The 7633-nt window shown below is 64.4% G+C and carries 6 protein-coding genes; 2 read left to right on the plus strand and 4 right to left on the minus strand.

Going from position 1 to position 7633, the window contains the following annotated elements:
- Positions 1–363 precede the first annotated feature (363 nt).
- Together PQG80_RS28610 and PQG80_RS28615 are read right to left on the minus strand one after the other, a co-directional pair.
- Complete coding sequence (locus PQG80_RS28610; protein WP_271755259.1) at positions 364–1302, minus strand: aldo/keto reductase; 939 nt, start codon at positions 1300–1302, stop codon at positions 364–366.
- A 15-nt stretch (positions 1303–1317) separates the two neighbouring features.
- Positions 1318–2319, minus strand: coding sequence for a Gfo/Idh/MocA family protein (locus PQG80_RS28615; RefSeq protein WP_271755260.1), 1002 nt, complete (start codon positions 2317–2319; stop codon positions 1318–1320).
- Between the two features lie 134 nt (positions 2320–2453).
- On the opposite strand from PQG80_RS28615, the gene PQG80_RS28620 reads away from it, so the two are divergent.
- Positions 2454–3293 carry a helix-turn-helix transcriptional regulator gene (locus PQG80_RS28620; protein WP_271755261.1) on the plus strand — a complete coding sequence of 280 codons (840 nt, stop codon included), beginning with the start codon at positions 2454–2456 and terminating at the stop codon, positions 3291–3293.
- Positions 3294–3689: 396 nt separating this feature from the next.
- Here PQG80_RS28620 and PQG80_RS28625 read toward each other — a convergent pair whose 3' ends face one another.
- On the minus strand, positions 3690–4592 hold the full coding sequence (locus PQG80_RS28625) for an aldo/keto reductase (protein WP_271755262.1): 903 nt from the start codon (positions 4590–4592) through the stop codon (positions 3690–3692).
- Positions 4593–4716: 124 nt separating this feature from the next.
- Entirely contained in the window at positions 4717–6192 is a 1476-nt protein-coding gene (locus tag PQG80_RS28630; protein ID WP_271755263.1) for a carboxylesterase/lipase family protein, read from the minus strand.
- Between the two features lie 169 nt (positions 6193–6361).
- Between PQG80_RS28630 and PQG80_RS28635 the strand changes: the two genes are divergently transcribed.
- Entirely contained in the window at positions 6362–7174 is an 813-nt protein-coding gene (locus PQG80_RS28635; RefSeq protein WP_271755264.1) for a DUF6492 family protein, read from the plus strand.
- Positions 7175–7633 lie beyond the last annotated feature (459 nt).

Raw genomic sequence — 7633 nt, forward strand, 5'->3', positions numbered from 1 at the left:
GGCGGCGGAATAGTGATGTGGCACATTCTTATTTGGCGGCTGGCGGGTGCTGACGGCGAAATAGTGATGTGCCGCATTCTTATTCGGCGGTTGGCGGGGCTGGAGGCAGAATAGCGATGTGGCACATTCTTATTCGGCGGTTGGCGAGGGCTGGCGGCGGAATAGTGATGTGGCACATTCTTATTTGGCGGCTGGCGGGTCAGATCGATGCGAAAAGAGCCGAGCATTCACAGAATGCTCGGCTCTGTCCACCTTTCACTTGCTAGCGGCTCGCCAACCGACACCAGCACTTTTCTCCGTCCAGTTGACCCGCGTCGAACCGCCCCTTCGTCAAAACGTCGCCCCCGAGAAACTGTATTACCGTCAGACCGTCGCCTGCTTCAGGTCCAGCCAATCCATCTCCTCCCGCGTCAGGACGAGGCGCATCGCCTCGTCGCAGGAGCGGAGCTCCTCCGCGTTGCGGGCGCCGATGAGCGCGCAGGCGGGAAACGGCTGGTTCAGCACGTAGGCGAGCGCGATCTGGATCGCGGTCACGCCCTTCTCGGCGGCGAGCCGCTCCGCGCGCGCGAGGCGCTCCCAATTGTCGTCGTTGTAGAACACGCGCACCAGGTCGGCATCGCTCCGATTGTCAGGCGAGAAACGCCCGGTGAAAAAGCCTCGCGCCTGCGATGACCAGGAGAGCAGCGGAAGCTGATGCTTCTCATGCCAGTCGATCGTCGCGTGATCCGCGGAAACGGCATCCTTCCAGTACGGCTCTTGGGCCTTCGCCAGGCTCAGGTTCGGGCTGCTGAACGCGAAGCCGACGAGTCCGTGGGCCGCCGCGTACTCGTTGGCCGCCTGCAGCCGCTGCCAGGTCCAGTTGGACCCGCCGATCGCGCCGATCGCGCCGGATTCGATATGCGCGTTGAGCGCTTCGACGATGACGCCGACCGGCACGTCGGGGTCGTCGCGGTGCAGCGCGTATAGCTCGATGTGATCCGTCCGCAGCCGCTCCAGACTGACGCGCAGGTCCTCGTCGATGGCCTGCTTGGTTACTCTGGGCCCGTTCTTGTCATGGTGCGCGCCTTTGGTCAGGATCACGATCCGGTCCCGGTTGCCGCGCTCCTCCATATACCGCCCCAGCACCTCTTCGCTCTGTCCGCCGCAGTAGATGTGCGCGCTGTCGACGGCATTGCCCCCGAGCGCCAGGTAGGCGTCCATGTTGGCCGCCGCCAGTTCGTACGAGTCGTGGTAAAAGTAGTCCGTCCCTTTGATCAGGCGGGATACGGGCAGACGCGATCCCGGAATGTCGATGTACTCCATGCGTGCAGCCTCCTCTTATGAAATGGCGATACGCGCGCGTTCCCGCGCGGATCGCAGCACGGCGTCGATGACCTTCATGTTGCGCGCGGCGTCCTCCGGTTCGAACGGCATCGCGGCCCCGTCCAGCGCCGCGCGGGCAAAATCGTCGCCCTGCAGCGCATACTGGTTGAGGCGCGGCACCTCGACCTCGCGCCGTTCGCCGCCCGAGACGACGACGAAGTCGGCGCTCCCGTCCGGCCCCGCGACAAATGCGGACGGAACCTGTATCGCTCCCTTCGTCCCCAGCACCTCGAGCGTATTGCGCGAAGACGCCCACATGCCGCAGTCGAAGGTCAGCGAGACGCCATCCGAGAACTCGACCAGTCCGGACGCCATCATGTCCACGCCGTCGTGCTCGGGCGAGAAGAACGCATGCGCGGTCGCCGCCTCCGGCTCCCGGCCCAGGATGAGCCGCGCCGCGCTGATCGGATAGCAGCCGACGTCGTACACGGAGCCTCCGCCCCATTCGCGGCGGTAGCGGATATTCGCGTGATTGGCGGCATTATTGAACGTAAAGGCGCCATGAATGCCGCGGATCTCTCCGATCTCGCCGGACGCGATGAGCTCCCGGATCATCCGGTAACGCGGATGGTGCCGATACATGAATGCCTCCGCCAGATGCACGCCGCCCGCCCTGCAGGCCTCGATCATGCGCCCGGCCTCCGCCGCGTCCAGCGCGATCGGCTTTTCGCACAGCACATGCTTGCCTGCCTCCGCGGCACGGATCGTCCAGGGCAGATGCAGATGATTCGGCAGCGGGATGTAAACCGCGTCGATCGTATCGTCGGCCAGCAGCGCCTCGTAGCTGCCGTATGCCGCGTCGATCCCCAGTTGCTCGGCTGTCTGCTTCGCCTTGTCCAAGTCCCGGCTCGCGATAGCGGCGACGACGCCGCGCTCCGATTGCTGCAGCCCCGGGATCACCGCGCGTACCGCGATGCCTGCGCAGCCGAGAATGCCCCACCTTAGCTTGCGTTCCATTGGCGTTTATCCTCCTTAATCTTAAGCAATATTAATAGTTTATTGTCATTATAATTAGGGACGGATAAAATGGAAATGACAGGTTATTGCACGGTAATTATAACGATATTGTCATACTACGAAGGAGGAACGCCGTGAAACGGCAATCGCTTCTGCTCACCTTGTCCGGCAGTCCTTACCTCGCCATGCCGGAGTCCGTCGGCATCTATCGGGATACGCCCGATCATGCGGTTCTGCGGGAAGCGGGCATGCTGAACAACTTCAACATCCACTACGTGGCGGCCGGCCGGGGATACGCGGAGACCGAGTCGGGGGTGCACGAGCTGCGGCGCGGCGATGCCGTGCTGTATTTGCCGCTGCAGCGGCAGCGCTACTACAGCAGCGCGGAGGAGCCTTGGGACGTCCGCTGGGTGCACTTTTACGGACCGGAACTGCTCGGTTACCTGGCGAGGCTCGGCTTCCACCGGTCCGCGGTATGCTCTCTTCGGCAAACGGAGGCATGGGAGGCCGCGCACCTGGAGCTGCTGGAGGAGGCGGAGTCGCATCAGATGCTGCGGCCGGCGCGATTGTCCATGCTGACGTACGCGCTTCTGTCCGAGTTCGCGCAGCAAGCCGTGCCCGCGACCGGCGCGAAGGCCGGCCGGACCGACCTGCGCATCGCGGAGCTCCTGCCGGATCTGCAGCGGGAAGCCTGCCAGCCTTTCCTGCTCGACGATTGGGCGGCGCGCGCCGGGGTGAGCCGGCATTATTTCTGCAAGCTGTTCCGGCAGGCGACGGGTCTCTCGCCGATGGACTTCGTGACGCGCTGCCGGCTGCAGATGGCCAAGCAGTGGCTGCTGGACCGCCCGGCGCACGCTGTCGGACGCATCGCGGAGGACGCGGGCTATCCGAGCGCCAGCTACTTCAACAAGCGGTTCGCGGAGCACGAGGGCGTCACGCCGACGGAGTACCGGCGGCTGTTCGGCAGAGGGTAGGAGGCCAGGATGAGCAGGGTCCGCAGGTGCAGCAAAAGCAAAATGCCGCCGGCCCGCGGTTGGAGGCGCGAGGACGGCGGCAGAGGTAGAGCGGCTCAATGGCGAAGGCGGGGATATAACCGGGATTGTGGACCCAGGAGCCGCTATTATCAGTGAATCCGGTCTTTTCTGCGCGTTTGCAGACCGTGGATCCGTTTATGGGCGCCCGGATAGCGAGGCGCAATTTGCAGCCCATAGCGTATGTCCTGTCCGCAATCGCCGCTAATCGAACGGTTTACGCCGGAATAGGGGCTCCTGAGTCCGCCAACGCGGCGAAGTTACTCATACGGCGGCGGAACGGCACAGCGTCAGCAGTGCAGCGCAAAGCGTCAGCAGTGCAGCACACAGCGCACAGCGTCAGCGGTGCAGCGCATAGCGGCCGGCCTTGCTGACGCCGCGGATCGCGGTCAGCTCCGCCTCCGTGAGCGGCGGCACCTCGGCGGCCGCGAGGTTCTGCAGCAGCTGCTCGCGGCTGCTCGCGCCGGGGATGGCGGCGGCGACCGCCGGATGGCCAAGCGAGTAGCGAATCGCCAGCTGCGAAAGGCTGCGCGAGGGCGAGGTCATGCGCCGCAGCTCGCCGCGCAGCGCCGCCAGCTCGTCCAGCTCGTAGTCGGGCAAGCCCTTCGCAGGCTCGCGCCCTTCGGCCAGCGCCCCGCTCGCGACGGGGCCGCGCGCGATCGCGCTGATCCCTTTTTCCGCCAGAAGCGGCAGCACCGTCTCTTCGGCCCGTCGGTCGACGATGCTGTACTGGTTCATGACGCTGGCGATTCCCGAACGCGCGGCATACTCGCGGATGACGTTCGGCCGGATCGAGGAAATGCCGTACGCACGGATGACGCCCTCGCGCTTCAACTGCTCGAACGCTTCGATCGTGTCGTCGATCGGATCGTCCAGCGTGCCGCCGTGCAGCTGATAGAGATCGATATAATCGGTGCCCAGCCGCTTCAGGCTGTCGCGCACCGCCGACAGGATATACGCCTTGGACGCATCCCAGGACCAGCCGTCCTGCCCGGGAATCCGCCGGTTGCCGACTTTAGTAGCTAGTACCACACGCTCGCGCCGGCCACGGATCGCCTTGCCGACCAGCTCTTCGTTGCGTCCGCCGTCGTACAGGTCCGCCGTATCCAGCAGCGTGACGCCCCGATCGAGCGCCTCGCCGATCAATGAGATCGCCTTGGCCTCCTCCGTGCCGAGCGACATGCAGCCGAGCCCGATCTCGCTCACGTAGAGTTCCGAAGCGCCCAGTCGATTCTTCTTCACCGATGCCATCCCCTTTGTAATGAATGCAATTGCTCCCCTGCATAAACATCGCGCCCTTGGTCAGAGCCGACTACATCTCTCTCGCGCAACTCGCTGCTTGAACCGCATTCTCGGCCAGTCCGGCTCACAAGCCAAGCTTCGCCCGCTTGCCCACGTTCGGATCCGATACGACCTGCGGCGCATCGGCCCCACCGAAGATCATCGTCAGCCGCTCCGGTTCGCCAAAAGGCGGCCACGCGAGCGCCGGCGTATCCGGCGTCCCCCGCTTCGCGAACGCCAGCCATGCCGACTGCATCTCGCCTGCCAGCCGGTGCGCATCCGGCCCCAGCGTCACGCCCAGCTGCCGCTCGAGCTGAGGCAGATTGCCGAAGACAAAGACGATCTCCCGCGTATGCACCGCCCTGACCAACGTCGGGTGAACCGCCGAGGTCCAGTCGAACCGGTACATCCACACGGGAGCGTGAAGGCTCTGAGCATGGGCGAACTGCAGGGCGCTGCGCAGGAAAAACAAATCGGTCATGATGTCCGCCTGCCCTTGCGCAGTATGCGGATACGCACGCACGAGCGGACCCGCGTCCGCGATGCCCGTCATGAGCTCGACGCCGCGGATCGCGCCTTCGATAGGCACGGGCGGCATGTCCGGACGAATGAAATATTCGCCTTCGTGCCGGTTGGTGCCGATGAGCAGCCGCACGTCCTTGGCCGCGCCCGCGCGGACCGCCTCGAGCGGCTCGGCCGGCAGCGTGTCGGCGTCCACGACCGGCTGGAAGAGCATCGCCGGCCCGCCCCCCAGCGCCCGCACCAGCTCCTCGGCCGCCTTCATGATGTCCGCGGCGGGCAGCGTTTTCAGCGCCTCCGCGTCTGTCCGCTCGAGGCCGAGCAGCAGGAGCATGCCGGAGACGACCTGCTCGGCCTGTTCCGCCGGCAGCGTCTGGGCGGCCCCGCTCTGCAGAACGGCCCGCCGGAACAGTCCCTTCGCGCCCGGCATCGCGAGCAGCGAGGCGATGCTCATCGCGCCCGCCGACTCGCCGAAGACGGTGATCTCCTCCGGATCGCCGCCGAAGGCCGCGATCTCCGACTTGATCCAGGTCAGCGCCGCGATCTGATCGAGCAGACCCGCGTTGGAGACGAAGCCCTCGCCGAGCGGCGCCATATGGAGGAAGCCGAAGGGGCCGAGCCGATAATTAATCGAGACGGCGACGACCTCGCCGTTCGCAGCCAGCGACGCCGCGTCATAGGCGGGATGCCCGCCGGAGCCGGTGACGAACGCGCCTCCGTGAATCCAGACCATGACCGGGAGCGGTCCCTTGGCTATCCCGGACGGCGGCGCCCATATATTTAGATAAAGACAGTCCTCGGAAGGCGGCGGCGTATCCACGCTGAGCGCGTACTTCTCCGCCGGGTCGCCGGGCTGAAGCGCCGGAGCGCCGAACGCCTTCGCCGGGCGCACGCCCGTCCACGGCTCCGGCGCTTCCGGCGCCGCGAACCTGCGCTCGCCCGTCGGCGGCTTGGCGTACGGAATCCCCCTCCACGTTCTCGCGCCGTTCTCAGCCTGTCCTTCCAACCATCCCGAGCTTGTCTCGATCCGCAAGTCGTCCACAGCCGCGCACCCTTTCCTGTCAGCCTTAACTTATCTTATTATCAACGCTCGCCAAGTGATTTTCCAGTCGCGGGCCCACGCCGATGCGGGGAAGCATCATAAGCTGTACCACATGGGCAAAAAGAGCCGACAGGCGCTCCCGTGAGCGGAAAGGAGTGGCAAGGCACAGATGGCTCTCTCCAACAAAAACGGAGGAAAGACAGGTCCTCGCATCGACGTGCTCATCCCGGCGATCGAGAAGGATCTAGGCACGCTGCCCCACGTAATCGACGGTATCCGCAAGCAGGTGAAGCACCCGATCGCGAGCTTCATGATCGTCTCCCCCGACAGCGAGCGGATTAAGGCGTTGTGCCGCAAAAAAGGCTGCAAGTTCGTCGACGAGCGCACGGTGCTGCCGATCGGCAAGAAGGACATCCGCTACGGCACGAAGCGTTGGAACCGCGCGGGCTGGCTCTACCAGCAGCTGCTGAAGCTAGCGGGCAGCAAGCTCGGCGCCGCCGGCCACTATCTCGTGGCGGACGCGGACACGGTACTGATCCGGCCGCACCGGTTCGTGTCTGGCGGCCGGCCGGTGTTCTACTGCCGCAGCTGGAGCCAGGGCGATTACTTCCGCACGTATCGCAAGCTGCTCGGCGTCAAGGCCTCCGCGCCACGGTCCTTCGTCACGCACTATATGCTGTTCGACAAGGCGAAGGTCCGGCAGTTAAAAAGTAAAATCAAAGCGCGCCACGGCAAGCGCTGGTACAAGGCGATCATCGGCAGCATCGACAAGAGCCGGCAATTTGGCTTCTCCGAATTCGAGACGTACGGCAACTTCTTGCACGGCCGCAACCCACGGGGCATCGTCATGAAGTCCGCGCTGAACAAGAGCCTGCACACCGAATTCTCCGCCCTGTCTCCGGCTCGTCTGCGCAAGCTAGCGGGGAAGTATCGGTCCATCTCGTTTCATAAGCGGAAAATCTATGCGAGACCCGGCGTGTAGCGCGTTATTGATACAGCGAGCAGCCCAAGCGATTTGCGCTTGGGCTGTTTCGCGATGACGGGGGATGGTGGGGGGCGGCTTGTTGAGGGCGAGTTAGTGCCCAAATGCGCTTATCTCCACGCCTGGGCGACTGGTGGAGGGCTAGTTAGTGCCCAAATGCGCTTATCTCCACGCGCAGGCGGCTGTTGAGGGCGAGTTAGTGCCCAAATGCGCTTATCTCCACGCGCAGGCGGCTGTTGAGGGCGAGTTAGTGCCCAAATGCGCGTATCTCCGCGACCGGGCGGCTGATGGAGGGCGAGTTAGTGTCCAAATGCGTATCTCCGCGACCGGGCGGCTAGTGGTGGGTGAGATAGTGCCCAAACTATTTAGCCCCCTAATCCCTTTGGACACTTTCTCCGACTCGAATTAAACTATAAAGAGCGGAGGAAATGTCGGTGAAAAGACGTTTTTACGGAACGG

Source organism: Cohnella rhizoplanae (assembly GCF_948329515.1).
Lineage (GTDB): Bacteria > Bacillota > Bacilli > Paenibacillales > Paenibacillaceae > Cohnella > Cohnella rhizoplanae.

What these genes read in the sequence shown, in the direction of transcription:
- PQG80_RS28635 (WP_271755264.1), top strand. Translation starts at nt 6,362, where the DNA reads ATGGCTCTCTCCAACAAAAACGGAGGAAAGACAGGTCCTCGCATCGAC.
- PQG80_RS28615 (WP_271755260.1), bottom strand. Translation starts at nt 2,319, where the DNA reads ATGGAACGCAAGCTAAGGTGGGGCATTCTCGGCTGCGCAGGCATCGCG.
- PQG80_RS28610 (WP_271755259.1), bottom strand. Translation starts at nt 1,302, where the DNA reads ATGGAGTACATCGACATTCCGGGATCGCGTCTGCCCGTATCCCGCCTG.